This is a genomic window from Amycolatopsis roodepoortensis, assembly GCF_014873915.1.
GTDB classification, from domain to species: Bacteria; Actinomycetota; Actinomycetes; order Mycobacteriales; family Pseudonocardiaceae; genus Amycolatopsis; species Amycolatopsis roodepoortensis.
In genome coordinates, this window is sequence record NZ_JADBEJ010000004.1 from 171039 (window position 1) to 186922 (window position 15884).

The window sequence follows — 15884 nt, forward strand, 5'->3', positions numbered from 1 at the left end:
ACTTTCGGGACACCAGACGTCTCGAAAGTGGCTTTCGCGACATGATCGCCCGGGCCCGGCACCCAGCAGTACATGAAGGCCCCCTTCCTTGCGCCTGACGCAAGGAAGGGGGCCTTCATGTACTTCAGCGGCGAGCAAAGGGCGGCGGTGGCGTGGTCAGTCGAGTGTCGTGAGTTTTGGAAGAATGGCCTCATGAGCGTCTCCCCTGAGAACCGGCCCCTTGTCGCCGTCGCCGCCCTGGGCGGCACCATCTCGATGGTCCCCGGCGACGGTGAGGACCACGCCGTCCCCCGGCTCACCGCCGCCGACCTGCTCGGCGACCTTGGCGAGAACCTCGAGATGGACGTCCGCGCGGAGACGCTCGCGGGGATTTCCAGCGCCTCGATGGATTTCGCGACCCTGATCAGGACGCGGGATTGGGCGGCCAAGGCGGTCGACGAAGGCGCTGCCGGCGTCGTCGTGGTCCAGGGCACGGACACGCTCGAAGAGACCGCGTACTTCTTCGAGCTGACGTGGGCTTCCGAAGCGCCGATCGTGATCACCGGCGCGATGCGCAACCCCAGCCTGCCCAGCGCCGATGGTGCGGGAAACATCCTCGCCGCGCTGACCGTCGCCGCCGATCCCCGCAGCCGGGGCCGCGGCTCGCTGGTCGCGTTCAACGACGACGTCCACGCCGCGCGCTGGGTCCGCAAGACGCACTCGAGCCACGTCGAGGCGTTCTCCTCGAATCCCGCCGGACCGCTCGCGCTGCTCAGCGAGGGCCTGGTGCACTACTTCCATCCGGTCGCCGCCCGCCCGGCGGCGTTGTCGTTGGCGAACGCGGACTTCTCCGGGCTGGTGCCGATCGTCGAGAGCGGTGTCGAGGACACCGGCGAGCTCCTGGAAACGCTGGTCAAGGCCGGGGTGAAGGGGGTGGTGCTCGCCGCGAACGGCGCCGGGCACGTTTCGGCGGGGTCCGCCGAAGTGATCGAGCGGGTCCTGCCGGAAGTGCCGATCGTGGTCGCCGGCCGCACCGGCGCCGGGCCGACGTTCCGTGGTACCTACGGCTTCCGGGGTTCCGAATCGGATCTGATCGCGATGGGCGCGACCATGGCGGGCTGGCTGGATCCGCGCAAATCCCGGCTCCTGCTGCACACCCTGCTCGCCACCGGCGCCTCGCGAGACCGCGTCGAGGCCGAATTCCGGCTCCGGGGCGACCTCGCGTAGGCCGCGTTTCGTCCTCTGAATGCGGTAGTTGCACGCGCAAGGAACGCATTCAGAGGACGAAATGCGGGAGGTGTCAGTCCCGGACCGGGCCCGAGACGGGGTCCAGGTGGTACGGCCGCATGGCGCGGGGCCGGTGCCGGTAGACGTGCACGCTCACGGCGGGATCCGGGCCGTCGTTGCGCACTTCGTGGACGTAGCCGGGGCCGAAGACGCGGGACTGGCCCTCCGACAGCGAGTGCAGCTCGGTCACGGCCCGCCCGTCGACGGCGCGCCGGGCGACGGTCTCGCTCAGCTTCCCGCTGACGACGGTGAACGCGCCCGCGGCGAATTCGTGGTCGTGCAGGTCGGTGTGCTGACCGGGCAGCCAGCTCATGAGCCAGATCTCCTGCAGCTCGTCCGAGTCGACGAGGGCGGAGAACCGCTGGTCGGGGTCGTACCGCAGCAGGTGCCGCCAGCGGTCACGGTCCGCGGCGAATTCGAGCGCGACGCGCACCGGGTGGCGCAAGGCGGGGTTTTCGGGAATGACGAGCGTGTTGTCCGGGACGGCGAACATGAAGGGGTCCTCGCAGAAGGAAGTGGGTGTCGAGCTGGGCCGGGGCTGGGTTCACCGACAACAGCGACACGCGCACGCGACCGCACCAAGACCCGAGAGGCCCCGCGACACAGTCATCCCACGTGCGAACATGCGCCCAGCGAACCAGTGCGGAGCCCGTCGGTCAACAGATCTCATACCGTGGACCGTGAGTTCTGCACCTGGCGTCCATGCTCGCAACACGGATCCGCCCCGGTCTGTCGCGATATTGCGGTCTTACTCAGGACCACTCGTGCTTCTGCGACCGCCCGAGCAGCTCGGCTCCCGCACGCCGCGGGTCGACGCCTTCGTGGCACACGCGGTGCATCGCGTCGGTGATCGGCATGTCGACACCGAGGCCCATCGCGAGTTCCCGGATCGACGTGCACGACTTGACGCCCTCGGCGACCTGGCCACCGGTGGCCGCGAGCGCCTGCTCCAGCGTCTCGCCCCGGCCGAGCCGTTCGCCGAAGGTCCGGTTGCGCGACAACGGCGACGAGCAGGTCGCCACCAGGTCGCCGACGCCGGCGAGCCCGGCGAAGGTCAGCGGGTCGGCGCCCAGTTTCGCGCCGAGTCTGGCCATCTCGGCCAGCCCGCGGGTGATCAGCGTGGCCACGGTGTTCGCGCCCAGCCCGAGCCCGGCCGCCATCCCGCAGCTGAGCGCGATGACGTTCTTGCACGCCCCGCCCAGCTCACAGCCGACGACGTCGGTGTTGGTGTACGGCCGGAAGTACTGGTTGAAGCTCGCCCGCTGGATCGCCTTGGCGTTGTCGTGGTCGGTGCAGGCCAGCACCGCCGCCGCCGGCTGCCCCAGCGCGATCTCCTTCGCCAGGTTCGGCCCGGACACGACCACGATCTGCCCGGCGTCGACGCGGGCGATCTCGGCGATGACCTCGCTCATCCGCTTGAGCGTGCCCAGTTCGACACCCTTGGCGAGGCTCACCAGGATCGCGTCGGCGGGCAGCAGACCGGACCACTCCGACAGATTGGTCCGCAACGTCTGGCTCGGCACCGCGAGCACCACGGCCTGCGCGCCGTCGAGGGCCTCGGCCGGATCCGCCGTCGCGGTGATCCGCTCCGGCAGTTCGATATCGGGTAAATAGGATGAATTGCGATGCCGTTCCCGGATGTCGGCCGCGACCTCGGGCCGACGGGCCCAGATGGTCACGTCACGTCCGGCGTCGCCGAGCACCTTCGCGAACGCCGTCCCCCAGGATCCGGCGCCGAGCACGGTCACCCGCTGGACCTCGGCCATCAGGCGTCGTCCTCCGGCTTCTTCGCGGGCGGTTCCTCCTGGCGGATCTCCGCGAGCAGCGCGGTGATCTCGGTCATCATCAGGTCGGTGACCTCGCGCAGCTTGGACGCGCTGCGGGTCGAACCGTTCTTGTAGGCGGAGAGATCCATCGGCTCGCCGACCAGATGCGTGATCGTCTTGCGCGGGAACGGGGTGAACTTCTTCGTGTAGCCGTTGAAGATGTGGTTCGTGCCCCAGCGGGCGATCGGGATCACCGGCACGTCGGTCTCCAGCGCGAGCCGCGCGGCACCGGTGAACGGCTTCTTCGGCCAGCCGTCCGGGTCCTTGCTGATCGTCCCTTCCGGATAGATCACGACGACCTTGCCGTCACGCAACGCCTGGTGGGCGGCCTTGAGGCTGTCACCGGCGGCGGCCGAACCGCGCGAGACGGGGATCTGGCCGGCTCCGACGAAGATCTTGCCGAAGAGCGGAGCCCTGGTCAGGCTCTCCTTGCCGAGGAACCGCGGCACCCGCTTCTGGCGGTGCACGAACACCGCGTCCACCGCCGGGTCCATGTGGGACACGTGGTTGAGCAGGAGCAGCGCGCCACCTTCGCGGGGGATCCGCTCGGCGTTGCGGTAGACCCGCTTGCCGATGGCCGTCGCCGGGTAGAACAGTGCGGCGGCGATGCCCACCCAGATGCCGCCCTTCTCACGCCGGGCCAATTCGTCCTCCTCGAAGTCACACGTGTCGTCCCAGGCCACTGATCCTGCCGCGCGCGTACGAGCGCGGTCCAGGGAGGGTCGGGTAAGAAGTGAGATGTGGATGTGGACCTGATCGTGCCGATGAAACGCCCGGCGGAGGGCAAGTCGCGGCTTCGCGGCGCGGTCGTGCCCGAGCGGCACGCCGAACTGGTGCTGGCGCTGGCCTACGACACGTTGTCCGCGGCGACCTCGGCGGACGGGGTCCGCCGGGTGCTGGTGGTCGCCGCCGACCCGGCGTCGGTGGCGGATCTCACCGAACTGGGCGTCGAAATCGTCACCGAACCGTCGCGCGGCGGATTGAACTCGGCCCTGCGCCACGGCGAGGAACTGCTGCGCCGGGACAGGCCGTCCGGTCTCGTCGGCGCGTTGCAGGCCGACCTGCCCGCGCTGCGAACCGAAGACCTCACCGCCGCCCTCGCCGAGGCCGCCGGACAACGGGCGTTCGTCGCGGACCGGCAGGGAACGGGCACGACCCTGCTGCTCGCGGGGGCGGGCAACGCGCTGGCACCCCGGTTCGGCGAGGGTTCCGCGCGGGCGCACACCGCGTCCGGTGCGACCCCGCTCACGATCGCCGCGGAATCGCTCCGGGCCGACGTGGACACCGCGGATGATCTCGCTCACGTTCGCACCCTCGGTACCGGAAAGCGCACTTCAACGCTGTTGGGAACACCCTGCGTGGCGATGTGACGAGAGTTCACCCTGGCGACCCGTGCGCGGCGCACATAATCGCCCCGAGTGGTGAACAATGAAGCCGTGAGCACAAACGACGGCGGCACCCCGAACTCGGCAAGGAAGCGGAAGACCTCCGCCGCGAAACCGGAGCCGGACAGCGGCACGGCGAAACCCGCCAGGAGAAAGAACAGCAGCCCGGCCCCGCGCACGGCCGTCCGCGCGACGCGCGGCGGTTCGGCGAGCCGTCCGGCACAGGAGTTCCGCGCGCTGCCCGCCGCGCCGCCCGCGGTGACGTCGGCGCCCACCGCCGTCGAATCCCTGCCCGACGACCGGTACTTCAACCGCGAGCTGTCCTGGCAGGATTTCAACGCGCGCGTGCTCGCGCTGGCCGAGGACGAGTCGCAGCCGCTGCTCGAACGCGCCAAGTTCCTGGCGATCTTCGCGTCCAATTTGGACGAGTTCTACATGGTGCGGGTCGCGGGGCTGAAGCGCCGCGACGAGACCGGCCTCCCGGTCCGCAGCGCGGACGGGCTCACCCCGCGCGAGCAGCTGGCCTACATCGCCAAACGCAACCAGGACCTGGTCGAGCGGCACACGAACGCCTTCGAGCTGCACCTGCGGCCGCAGCTGGCCGAGGAGGACATCCTCATCGTCGGCTGGAACGACCTGACCGGCGCCGACCAGCTCCGGCTGTCCAACTACTTCAGCGAGCAGATCTTCCCGGTGCTCACACCGCTGGCCGTGGATCCCGCGCACCCGTTCCCCTACATCTCCGGCCTTTCGCTCAACCTGGCCATCACCGTCCGGGACCCCGAAGCAGGCACGGAGCGGTTCGCGCGGGTCAAGGTGCCGAGCAACGTGCCGCGCCTGATGCGGATCGAGCAGCAGCCGCGGGAGAGCCGCACCGCGACGTTCCTTCCGCTGGAGGAACTGATCGCCGCCCACCTCGGCGAGCTGTTCACCGGGATGGAGGTCACCGAGCACCACGCGTTCCGGGTCACCCGCAACGCGGACTTCGAGGTCGAAGAGGACCGGGACGAGGATCTTCTCCAGGCGCTGGAACGCGAACTCGCCCAGCGCCGGTTCGGCCCGCCGGTGCGGCTCGAAGTGGCGCAGGACATGAGCGAGCACATGCTCGAACTGCTGCTGCGCGAACTGGAGGTCGACCCGCGCGACGTCGTCGAGGTCCCCGGTCTGCTGGATCTCACCTGTCTGCACCAGTTGTCGGGTGTCGACCGCAAGGAACTCAAGGACCGCCCTTTCGTTCCCGCCACGCATCCGGCGTTCGGTGAGCGCGAGACGCCGAAGTCGGTGTTCGCGACGCTGCGCGAGGGCGACGTCCTCGTGCACCACCCGTACGACTCGTTCTCCACCAGCGTCCAGCGGTTCATCGAACAGGCGGCCGCGGACGACAAGGTGCTGGCGATCAAGCAGACGCTGTACCGCACCTCCGGCGACTCCCCGATCGTCGACGCGCTGATCGACGCCGCCGAGGCCGGCAAGCAGGTCGTCGCGCTGGTCGAGATCAAGGCGCGGTTCGACGAACAGGCCAACATCACCTGGGCCCGCACGCTGGAACGCGCGGGCGTGCACGTGGTCTACGGGCTCGTCGGGCTGAAGACGCACTGCAAGGTGTCGATGGTGGTGCGCCAGGAGGGTTCGACCATCCGCCGCTACTGCCATATCGGCACCGGCAACTACAACCCGAAGACCGCGCGCCTGTACGAGGACCTCGGCATCCTGACCGCCGACCCGACGATCGGCGCGGATCTGACGGATCTGTTCAACGTGCTGACCGGGTACTCCCGCCAGGACACCTACCGCAACATCCTCACGTCGCCGCACGGGATCCGCCGCGGCATCGTGCGCGCGATCGGCGAGGAGATCGAACTCGCCCGCGCCGGCCAGACCGCCGGGATCCGGATCAAATGCAACTCGCTCGTCGACGAGCAGGTGATCGACGCGCTGTACCACGCTTCCCAGGCAGGGGTCCCGGTCGACATCGTGGTTCGCGGGATCTGTTCGCTGAAACCGGGTGTGGAGGGACTGAGCGAGAACATCCACGTGCGGTCCATCCTCGGCCGCTTCCTGGAACACTCGCGCGTCTTCACCTTCCTCGCGGGCGGCACGCGGTGGATCGGCAGCGCGGACATGATGCACCGCAACCTCGACCGCCGGATCGAGGCGCTGGTGCGGGTCAAGGACCCGAAGCTGACCGCGCAGCTGGACTACATCTTCGAATCCGCGCTGCATCCCTCGACCCGGTGCTGGGTGCTGAACTCGACCGGCGAGTGGTCCCCGTCCCCCGCGTCGGGCGACGACGTCCGCGACCACCAGGTCGAGCTGGCGAAGCGGCACGGGGCGGCGGGATGAGCGGGGTCATCCGGGCGGCGGGAGCCGTTCTCTGGCGCCGGGAGGGGGACCGGATCGAGGTCGCGCTGGTCCACCGGCCACGCTACGACGATTGGTCGCTGCCGAAGGGAAAGCTGGATCCGGGCGAGACCATCGCGGGCGCGGCGGTCCGGGAGATCGAAGAGGAGACCGGCTTCGAGGCGGTCCTCGGCCGGTATCTGGTCCGGACCGAATACACCGTCGCGGGAGCGCCGAAGACCGTCGACTACTTCTCCGCGCACGCCGTCTCCGGTGCCTTCGCGCCGAACGAGGAAGTCGACGAGCTGCGCTGGCTCGACGCCGAGGCGGCGGAGAAACTGCTGACGCGGCCCGAGGACGTCCGGGTGCTGCGCGAGTTCTCCGCGCTGCCGCCCGAACTCGCCACGGTGATCCTGGTGCGGCACGCCAAAGCGGGTAAACGCGACGAGTGGAACGGCGACGACGACCTCCGGCCGCTGTCGGACGCGGGCCAGCGCCAGGCCGAAGCGCTGCGTTCGCTGCTGCGGCTCTACGCGCCCGGCAGGGTCCTTTCGGCGCCGCGCCTTCGTTGCGTCCAGACGGTGAACGGGCTCGCCGAAGACCTCGGCGTCGAGATCCGGCACGAGCCGCTGCTGTCGGAAGAGGGCTACTGGCCGGACCCGGTGCTCGGTGTCGCGCGGCTGCTGGCCATCGTCGGCGACGGCGGGACGCCGGTGATCTCCAGTCAGGGCGGGGTGATCCCGGACGTCGTCAGCGCGCTGGCCGACCGCGACGGTGTCGACCTGACCGCGGCGCGCGGCGGTGTGGTGCCGTCGAAGAAGGGGTCATTCTGGGTGCTGTCGTTCCGGCCCCCGACCGAACAGGACGGGCCGGTGCTGGTGGCCGCGGACTATTTCGCGTCGCCTTTGCCCACGCCGGCTCCCGCGCATCCCTGAGGCTTCAACGCGCGTGAAGGCCCCTTCCCTCGGCTCAGCCGAGGGAAGGGGGCCTTCACGCGCTACAGGGGCATTTGAGGACTGGCTGGGGGTATCTGCGCGCCGTGGGGTGTCGCGAAAGCCACGTTCGAGACGTCTGGTGTCGCGAAAGTGGCTTTCGGGACATGCTCGGGGGCGCGCGCCGGGTTGGTTGCGAAAGTGGCTTTCACAACGTTGAAGGTTGCGAAAGTGGCTTTCGCAACCACGCCACGGCACCCCCTCACGGTGCGAAAAGGGCTTTCGCGACATGCCACGGCCGCGCGCCCAGCCTCAGCCGAGCCCACCGCCCCCATGTTGCGAAAGTGGCTTTCGCAACCCCCGCGTCAGCCTTGGCCCCTCAAGGAAATCCGAAGCACCGCTCCCCCACGTGGGTGACGCGCCTACTCCGGCTGTGTCGACGCGGACCCGCCCTCATCGCTCCACTGTGGAGCCACCCACCGGAAGGCGCGTCCATCGGGGTGACAGCGGAAACCCCGGTCGAAGCGGATTCTTTTCCGAAACTCCGCCCACCACCGCGAGAATCGCGTCACACACGCCACTGAGCGGCCGCGGATCCGTAGCGGCCCAAGATCCCCAGTGACCCGCAAGCGAGCGTGTCAGGGCAACACAGGGCTTCCTAGGGTGGTCCTGGAAATGCGGCAGGGCCCCGCGCCGTGCGCGGGGCCCTGCCGTTGGCTCTCTCCTGAGGAGGGAGCTTACTTCTTCTTCGCGGCAGCCGAAGTCCGCTTGGCCGGAGCCTTCTTCGCGGGAGCCTTGGCGGCGGTCGCCTTGGCGGCCGGCTTCGCGGCGGCCTTGGTGGCGGTCGCCTTCTTGGCCGTGGTGGCGCGAGTCGTCGCCTTGGCGGCGGTCTTCGGCGCGGCCTTGGTGGCGGTCGTCTTGGCCGCCGTCTTGGTCGCGGTCGCCTTGGCGGCCGGCTTCGCGGCGGCACGCGTCGTCGTGGCGGCGGCGCGGGTCCGCGTGGTCGTGGAACGCGTCGCGGCCGGGCGGCTGGCGGCCGTCCGGGTCGTCGTCGCGCGGGTGGTGGTGGCACGGGTGGAGGTGCCGGCGGTCGCGCGCTTCACAGCGGTGGCCTTCGGCAGCTTCTTCGAACCACTGATGACGTCCTTGAAGGTCGTGCCGGCGCGGAACGCGGGCACGTTGGTCTTCTTGACGCGAACGGTCTCACCGGTGCGCGGGTTCCGCGCGGTGCGGGCGGCGCGGGCGCGCTTCTCGAACACACCGAAGCCGGTGATGTTCACCTTCTCGCCCTTGTTGACCGTCCGGATGATGATGTCGACAAGGCCATCGACGGCCTCCGACGCGACCTTCTTGTCGCCCAGGCGCTCCGACAGCGCCTCGATCAGCTGGGCCTTGTTGGCCATTCCAGTCCTCCAAGAAGAACTACTTGTACACGGCCCCGTCGGCCGACTTAGCGCACACGGTATTACCAATGCAGCACAAATTCCAAACGACGCGCGGAAATTTCCCTTGTCTCGGGGGCTGTTCCGCCTCCCGAGGGACCCCTTCAGGGCCTCTCGAGGTGCCGTTCGGTGTGGTTTCGGGGCTGTCGTGGAGGACCCCGGCCGGGGTGCGGATTCCCTGCTCAGCAAGGGAATCCGCCCCCTTCAGCCTGCCCTAGGAGGAGGCGGCCGGGAGGGTCACCGGCTTCCAGGAGGGGCGCTGGGTCTCGAAAGTGTCGATCTCCTCCGCGTGGCGGAGCGTCAGGGCGATGTCGTCGAGCCCTTCGAGGAGCCGCCAGCGGGTGTAGTCGTCGATCTGGAAGGGCGCGGTGAAGTCCTTGGCTCGTACCGTCTTCGACTCGAGGTCCACCGTGACCTCCGTCCCGGGCTCGTTTTCGAGCAGCTTCCACAGCAGTTCGACGTCCGCCTGCTCGACCTGAGCGGCGACGAGGCCCTGCTTGCCCGAGTTGCCGCGGAAGATGTCCGCGAACCGGGAGGAGATGACGACCCGGAATCCGTAGTCCATCAAGGCCCACACCGCGTGCTCGCGGGACGAGCCGGTGCCGAAGTCCGGGCCCGCGACCAGGACCGACCCGTTCTTGAACGGCTCTTGGTTGAGGATGAACGACTCGTCGGACCGCCAGGCGGCGAAGAGCCCGTCCTCGAAGCCGGTGCGGCTCACGCGCTTGAGGTAGACCGCCGGGATGATCTGGTCAGTGTCCACGTTGGACCTGCGCAGCGGGACCCCGACGCCGGCGTGGTGGGTGAACGCGTCCATGTTGGGAACTCCTTCGCGGATGTCAGCGATGTCAGTGCCGTCAGCGCCGTCAGCGGGCGGCGGCGGGCTGCAGGTCTTCGGGGCTGGACAGCGTGCCCCGCACGGCCGTGGCGGCCGCCACGAGCGGCGAGACCAGATGCGTCCGGCCGCCCTTGCCCTGCCTGCCTTCGAAGTTGCGGTTCGAGGTCGACGCGCTGCGCTCGCCCGGCTTGAGCTGATCCGGGTTCATGCCGAGGCACATCGAGCAGCCCGCCTGACGCCATTCCGCGCCCGCTTCGGTGAAGACCCGGTCCAGCCCTTCGGCTTCCGCCGCCTGGCGGACGCGCATCGAGCCGGGGACGACGAGCATCCGGACCGAATCGGCGACCTTGTGCCCGCGCAGGACGTCCGCGGCGGCCCTCAGATCCTCGATCCGGCCGTTCGTGCACGAGCCGAGGAAGACGGTGTCCACCGCGATCTCGCGCAGCGGCGTGCCCGGCTTCAGGTCCATATAGGACAGGGCCTTCTCAGCGGCGATGCGCTCGTTCTCGTCGCCGATGCGCTCCGGGTCGGGCACCTCGGCGCCCAGCGGGAGACCCTGGCCCGGGTTCGTGCCCCAGGTCACGAAAGGCGTGAGCTCGTCGGCGTTCAGGCGCACCTCGGCGTCGAAGACGGCGTCGTCGTCGGTGCGGAGTTCGCGCCAGTTCTCGACGGCGGCGTCCCAGTCGGCGCCCTGCGGAGCGTGCGGGCGGCCCTTCAGATACTCGAACGTCGTCTCGTCCGGCGCGATGAGCCCGGCGCGCGCGCCGGCTTCGATGGACATGTTGCACACCGTCATCCGGGCTTCCATCGACAGCTTTTCGATGGCCTCGCCGCGGTACTCGAGGACGTAGCCCTGGCCGCCGCCGGTGCCGATCTTCGCGATCACCGCGAGGATGATGTCCTTCGCCGTGACGCCGGGCCGCAGCGAGCCGTCGACCGTGATCGCCATCGTCTTGAATGGACGGAGCGGCAGGGTCTGCGTGGCCATCACGTGTTCGACCTCGGAGGTGCCGATGCCGAACGCCATGGCGCCGAAGGCACCGTGCGTCGAGGTGTGACTGTCGCCGCACACCACGGTCATCCCCGGCTGGGTCAGGCCCAGCTGCGGGCCGATGACGTGCACGATGCCCTGCTCGGCGTCGCCCATCGGGTGCAGCCGGACGCCGAACTCCGCGCAGTTGGCGCGAAGGGTGTCGACCTGGGTGCGGGACACGGGATCCGCGATCGGCAGCTCGATGTCGATCGTCGGGACGTTGTGGTCCTCGGTCGCGATGGTGAGGTCGGGGCGGCGCAGTTTCCGGCCCGCCAGGCGGAGTCCGTCGAACGCCTGTGGGCTGGTGACCTCGTGCAGCAGGTGGAGATCGATGTAGAGCAGGTCGGGCTCGGCCCCCTCGCCGCGCCGCACCAGGTGCGACTCCCACACTTTCTCGGCCAGTGTCCGGGGCATTTCCGGCTCCTCACATGCGGTGAAATCGGTACTTCCCACCATCTGGACATCTCAAACTTCGGGAAGATAGTATCGGCTTGTGGGACAGCATAGCGGTATCGGAGTACTCGACAAGGCCGTGGCCGTGCTTCAGGCCGTGGCCGAAGATCCTTGTGGCCTGGCGGAACTGTGCACGCGGACCGGTCTGCCGCGCGCGACGGCGCATCGGCTCGCGGTCGGCCTCGAAGTGCATCGCCTGTTGCGCCGCGGCCCCGACGGGCGCTGGCGTCCGGGTACCGCGCTCGCGGAACTGGCGGGCGGTTCGACCGACCCGCTGCTCGACGCGGCGAGTTCGGTGCTGCCGAAATTGCGCGACATCACCGGCGAAAGTGTTCAGCTGTACCGCCGCGACGGCGTCCAGCGCGTCTGCGTTTCGACCGCGGAGCCGCCGAGCGGGCTACGTGACACGGTGCCGATCGGTTCACGGCTGCCGATGACCGCGGGCTCCGGCGCGAAAGTGCTCGCCGCGTGGTCGGATCCGCACACCCAGCGCACGATCCTCACCGAGGCGGTCTACGGGGAGCGCACCCTGCTCGAAGTCCGCCGCCGCGGCTGGGCCCAGAGCGTGGCCGAGCGGGAGCCCGGTGTGGCGAGTGTCTCGGCGCCGGTACGGGATTCGACGGGCACCGTGGTCGCCGCGGTGTCGGTTTCCGGGCCCATCGAACGGATAGGGCGTAAACCGGGGGCGCGCTGGGCGGCGGACCTCCTCGCCGCCGCCGACGCGCTCCAGGAGCGTCTCTGAGCCTTTTCGAAGTACGTGAAGGCCCCCTTCACTGCGTCTAGCGCAATGAAGGGGGCCTTCACGTACTTCCGGAGGGTCCTATCAGAACTCGTCGGCCTTCGTCAGCTCGTGTTCGAAGGTGTCGGCGCGCGTGACGAGCGCCTTCAGCGGGTGCTCGAACTCGTCGACCAGGTTCAGGTCGACCAGCGGGATCGTGTGCTTGAGCAGCGCGACACCGTCGACCACCGCCGCGCCGCCGACCGAATCCCCGCCCGCCAGTTCGAGCAGGCGCCGCAGATCGATCTTGTCCGCCCAGCCGACCGGAGACGAGATCTCCACCCACTCCGCGCCGTCGTGGTCGGGCAGGTGGTGCAAGGACACCTGCTGGCCGCGTCCGTCGCCGGTGTCGACCCGGAACCGGAGCCAGTCCCCCCGCTCTTCGAGCACCTCGTACCGCGCCCGGACGAAATTGATCACGCCTGCCCAGATGGACACCCTCGTCACCTCTCGGTTTCGCCGCCTCGTGCGCTGTCGAGCATGGCACATCCGGGACGGACGGAGTGGCGATGGTCTCGTTCGGGGGTGGTTCGAGCCGGGGTCAGAGCGGCGCCATCCGGTAACCCGATCCCCGCACGGTGTGGATCAGCGGCGGGTCCTTGAGTTTCCGCCGCAGCCGCGCGATCACGACGTCCAGCACGTTGGACGCCGGATCCGCCATCTCGTCCCACGCGTAGCGGATCAGTTCCCGCCGGGAGACCGGCCGCCCGGTCGCGGCCATCAGCCGCTCCATGACGAGATACTCCTTGCGCGTCACGGTGAGCAGCACGCCCGCCCGCGAGATCTGGTGCCTGCCGGTGTCGAGTTCGACGTCGGCGCACCGCAGGACCGCCGCCTGCCCGGCCATGTCGCGGCGGCACAGGCTGCGCACCCGCGCGATCAGTTCCGGCATCGCGAAGGGTTTGACCAGGTAGTCACCGCCGCCGACGCGCAGGCCGTCGATCCGGTCGGCGACGCTGTCCCGCGCGGTCAGGAACAGCACGGGCAGCGGCCATCCGGCGCCGCGCCGGTTGCGCACATAGGCCAGCGCGTCACCCGAAGGCAGCATCCGGTCGAACACCGCGCAGTCGTAGGCGTTCACCATCAGCGCCTCGTCCGCGCCGGGCAGGTCGGCGGCGGTGTCCACCGCGAACCCGTCCCCGCGCAGCGCGAATTCCAGCGCCACCCGCAAGTTTTCGTCGTCCTCGGTCACCAGCACCCGCACATCACCACGTTATCGCGCGATGGCCGCCTCCACGTCGGCCACGTGCAACCCACGCAGTTCTTCGATCGCGGGCATCCGGCCCAGCAGCCGCAAACGTTGCGACTGAGCCGTGCGCGCCTTCTCGAACAGCAGGCGCGCGTCCCGCGCGTTGCCGAAGTTGACGTCGCCGGAAACACGCCGGAAGTGGCCGGTCAGCACCGGGCCGGCGGCGGGATCGAGTTCGTAGTCCCCGGCGGACGCCATCCGCCCGAAGATGGCCAGCAGTTCGTCCGGGCTGTAGTTCTCGAACTCGATCGTCTTGCCGAAGCGGGACGCGAGACCGGGGTTGGCGGCGAGGAAGTCGACCATCTCGCCGGTGTACCCGGCCACGATCACCGCAACCTCGTCGCGATGTTCCTCCATCAACGGCACCAGGGTGTCGATGGCCTCCTGGCCGAAATCGCCGCCGGAGCCGGCGAGCCGGGTGAGCGTGTACGCCTCGTCGATGAACAGGACGCCGCCCTTGGCCTCCTCGAACACCGTCGCGGTCTTCTCCGCGGTGTGCCCGATGTACTGGCCGACGAGATCCCGGCGGGAGACCTCCCGGAACTGGCCGACCGGCAGGACTCCCAGCGCCTTCAGGAGTTTGCCGTAGATCCGCGCGACCGTCGTCTTCCCGGTGCCTGGCGCGCCCGCGAAGATCAGATGGTGCCCGGCGGCGCCGACCGGCAGCCCGGCCCGGCGGCGCCATTCGTTGACCTGCAACTCGTCGACCAGCGAGCGGACCTCTTCCTTGACGCCGGGAAGGCCGATCATCCCGTCGAGTTCGGCGAGCATCTCGTCCAGCGCGTCGTCCCCCACGGCGCCGGGGTCCGCGGTGTCACCGATCGTCGGCGTCGCCCCTTCGGCGATCGCGATACCGGGCTCCGCGGTGTTCGAGACCCGGCAACCGGAGATCTCGCCACCGCAACCGGACGCGAAGGCGATCCCCGGGCCCCGGGTGTCGGTGACCGTGCAGCGCTTGAGGATCGGCACACCGTGGTGCGCGACGGCGATGCCTTCGTGACCGGTGTGCGAGACGGTGCAGCCTTCGACGACCGGCCGCGCGTACTGGTAGACGTAGATTCCCCTCAGCCCGCAACCGGTGACCGTGCAGCGGAGCACGACCGGATCGGCGCCCTGCCCGAGGGTGATGCCGTCGCCCGTCACGTCTTCGACGGTGGTGTCCTCGATCCGCCCTGGCGAGCCGTCGACGAGGATTCCCTGCTCCGCCCCCGAGATCACGCACCCGCTCACGGTGAACGCCGTCGTGCCGCGGATCGCGATCGCCGGGCCGCGCCCGCCGGAGACGGTGCAGTCCCGGACCGCGAGTTCCGTGTCGTCGGCCTGGATCGCGGACGCGGCGCCCGCCAGGACTTCGATCCCTTCGAGGACGAGCGCTCCGCCGGTGACGCGGAAAACGGGCCGTTCCGCGCCCCGGCCGTCGACGACGACGGTGGCGCCGTCCGCCGCGGCCAAGGTCACCCGGAGGCCGGACAGCTCGACGGTTTCCGCGTATTCACCGCCCGCGATGGTGATGACGGCGCCGTCGGACGCCTCCGTCAAAGCATCGCCGATGGTCGGGTACGCGCCCGGCCGCCGGGCCACCAGCAGGACCCGGCCGGGAGTCGAGGTCGTCATCAGCCCGCCTTCGCCATCAGCCAGCCGCGGTCGACGGCCTTGGCGCCGGCCTGGAACCGGCTGCGGGCGCCGAGCCGGTTCATGATGTCGGCGACCATCCGGCGCACCGTGCGCACCGAGACACCGAGGCGGGCGGCGGCGGATTCGTCGGTGGTGCCGGAGAAGAGCAGCGTCAGCAGCTCCTGCTCGCGGCAGGTCAGGATCGAGGCGTTCCCGTCGTCCGGGAGATCCAGCGGGACGAGCGGGGCGGCGGCCTGCCAGATCCGCTCGAACAGCCCGACCGTCGCGGTGACCACGCCGGGCAGCCGGAACACCGCGGAACCGGCCTGCCTGCCCTCCGCCGGGAGCACGACCGAGGTCCGGTCGATCACCAGCGCGTCCATCGGGACCTCGGCGTCGGTCCGCACCTCGGCGCCGGCCCGCGACATGCGGTTGAGCGCGCCGGACATCCGCGCGGAATCGGGGAAGAGCACCTTGTGCCGCACGCCGGGGCGCACGCCTCCGAGCGCGATCCGCTGGAACGCGGTGTCCGTTCCCGTGCTCATGACGAGCACCTCGCCCGTCGCTTCCGCGAGCAGCTCGCCGAGCCCCGCCCGGTCGCTGCCCGGGCCCGTTCCCGTGACCAGGCTGAGCTGGCCGGTCTGCACGGTCATCGCAGGTACCTCCCTCTTCCCCCGGCGCGGTGCCGCCGACGACGTCCTGTTCATGCCAGTTCCCCGCCGCCGGGG

Annotated in this window: 15 protein-coding genes; 5 read left to right on the plus strand and 10 right to left on the minus strand. The window is 69.8% G+C overall.

What is annotated here, in order from left to right; genetic code table 11:
- Window positions 1-192 precede the first annotated feature (192 nt).
- Window positions 193-1206: an asparaginase gene (locus H4W30_RS11290; protein WP_192742802.1), complete on the plus strand. Its 1014-nt coding sequence runs from the start codon at window positions 193-195 to the stop codon at window positions 1204-1206.
- A 73-nt stretch (window positions 1207-1279) separates the two neighbouring features.
- Here the strand turns inward: H4W30_RS11290 and H4W30_RS11295 are convergent, their stop codons facing one another.
- The 3 genes from H4W30_RS11295 to H4W30_RS11305 all read right to left on the minus strand — a co-directional run bounded on the left by H4W30_RS11295 (window position 1280) and on the right by H4W30_RS11305 (window position 3775).
- A complete protein-coding gene (locus H4W30_RS11295) occupies window positions 1280-1759 on the minus strand; it encodes a cysteine dioxygenase (RefSeq protein ID WP_192742803.1) in 480 nt (159 codons plus the stop codon).
- A 259-nt stretch (window positions 1760-2018) separates the two neighbouring features.
- Window positions 2019-3032, minus strand: coding sequence for an NAD(P)H-dependent glycerol-3-phosphate dehydrogenase (locus H4W30_RS11300; protein ID WP_185927144.1), 1014 nt, complete (start codon window positions 3030-3032; stop codon window positions 2019-2021).
- Window positions 3032-3775, minus strand: a complete 744-nt coding sequence (locus H4W30_RS11305) for a lysophospholipid acyltransferase family protein (protein ID WP_192742804.1) — start codon at window positions 3773-3775, stop codon at window positions 3032-3034. The genes H4W30_RS11300 and H4W30_RS11305 overlap by 1 nt, the downstream gene beginning before the upstream one ends.
- A gap of 57 nt (window positions 3776-3832) precedes the next feature.
- Between H4W30_RS11305 and cofC the strand changes: the two genes are divergently transcribed.
- The 3 genes from cofC to H4W30_RS11320 all read left to right on the plus strand — a co-directional run bounded on the left by cofC (window position 3833) and on the right by H4W30_RS11320 (window position 7752).
- Window positions 3833-4462: a 2-phospho-L-lactate guanylyltransferase gene (cofC, locus tag H4W30_RS11310; RefSeq protein WP_192742805.1), complete on the plus strand. Its 630-nt coding sequence runs from the start codon at window positions 3833-3835 to the stop codon at window positions 4460-4462.
- A gap of 66 nt (window positions 4463-4528) precedes the next feature.
- Window positions 4529-6820 carry an RNA degradosome polyphosphate kinase gene (locus H4W30_RS11315; RefSeq protein ID WP_192742806.1) on the plus strand — a complete coding sequence of 764 codons (2292 nt, stop codon included), beginning with the start codon at window positions 4529-4531 and terminating at the stop codon, window positions 6818-6820.
- A complete protein-coding gene (locus H4W30_RS11320; protein ID WP_192742807.1) occupies window positions 6817-7752 on the plus strand; it encodes an NUDIX hydrolase in 936 nt (311 codons plus the stop codon). The genes H4W30_RS11315 and H4W30_RS11320 overlap by 4 nt, the downstream gene beginning before the upstream one ends.
- Before the next feature lie 734 nt (window positions 7753-8486).
- On the opposite strand, the gene H4W30_RS11325 is transcribed toward H4W30_RS11320, so the two are convergent.
- The 3 genes from H4W30_RS11325 to leuC all read right to left on the minus strand — a co-directional run bounded on the left by H4W30_RS11325 (window position 8487) and on the right by leuC (window position 11476).
- Complete coding sequence (locus tag H4W30_RS11325) at window positions 8487-9152, minus strand: HU family DNA-binding protein (protein WP_192742808.1); 666 nt, start codon at window positions 9150-9152, stop codon at window positions 8487-8489.
- A gap of 253 nt (window positions 9153-9405) precedes the next feature.
- A complete protein-coding gene (gene leuD / locus H4W30_RS11330; RefSeq protein WP_192742809.1) occupies window positions 9406-10008 on the minus strand; it encodes a 3-isopropylmalate dehydratase small subunit in 603 nt (200 codons plus the stop codon).
- A gap of 49 nt (window positions 10009-10057) precedes the next feature.
- On the minus strand, window positions 10058-11476 hold the full coding sequence (leuC, locus tag H4W30_RS11335) for a 3-isopropylmalate dehydratase large subunit (protein ID WP_192742810.1): 1419 nt from the start codon (window positions 11474-11476) through the stop codon (window positions 10058-10060).
- 79 nt (window positions 11477-11555) lie between these two features.
- Between leuC and H4W30_RS11340 the strand changes: the two genes are divergently transcribed.
- Window positions 11556-12257: an IclR family transcriptional regulator gene (locus H4W30_RS11340; RefSeq protein ID WP_007031477.1), complete on the plus strand. Its 702-nt coding sequence runs from the start codon at window positions 11556-11558 to the stop codon at window positions 12255-12257.
- Between the two features lie 81 nt (window positions 12258-12338).
- Here H4W30_RS11340 and H4W30_RS11345 read toward each other — a convergent pair whose 3' ends face one another.
- From H4W30_RS11345 to H4W30_RS11360, 4 genes are all read right to left on the minus strand, one after another.
- On the minus strand, window positions 12339-12731 hold the full coding sequence (locus H4W30_RS11345) for a hypothetical protein (RefSeq protein WP_192742811.1): 393 nt from the start codon (window positions 12729-12731) through the stop codon (window positions 12339-12341).
- 103 nt (window positions 12732-12834) lie between these two features.
- The gene (locus H4W30_RS11350) at window positions 12835-13497 is read right to left on the minus strand and encodes a winged helix-turn-helix domain-containing protein (protein ID WP_192742812.1); all 663 of its coding nucleotides are present in this window, start codon (window positions 13495-13497) and stop codon (window positions 12835-12837) included.
- 9 nt (window positions 13498-13506) lie between these two features.
- Window positions 13507-15156: a right-handed parallel beta-helix repeat-containing protein gene (locus tag H4W30_RS11355; RefSeq protein ID WP_192742813.1), complete on the minus strand. Its 1650-nt coding sequence runs from the start codon at window positions 15154-15156 to the stop codon at window positions 13507-13509.
- On the minus strand, window positions 15156-15809 hold the full coding sequence (locus tag H4W30_RS11360; protein ID WP_192742814.1) for a helix-turn-helix transcriptional regulator: 654 nt from the start codon (window positions 15807-15809) through the stop codon (window positions 15156-15158). The genes H4W30_RS11355 and H4W30_RS11360 overlap by 1 nt, the downstream gene beginning before the upstream one ends.
- Window positions 15810-15884: the final 75 nt, after the last annotated feature.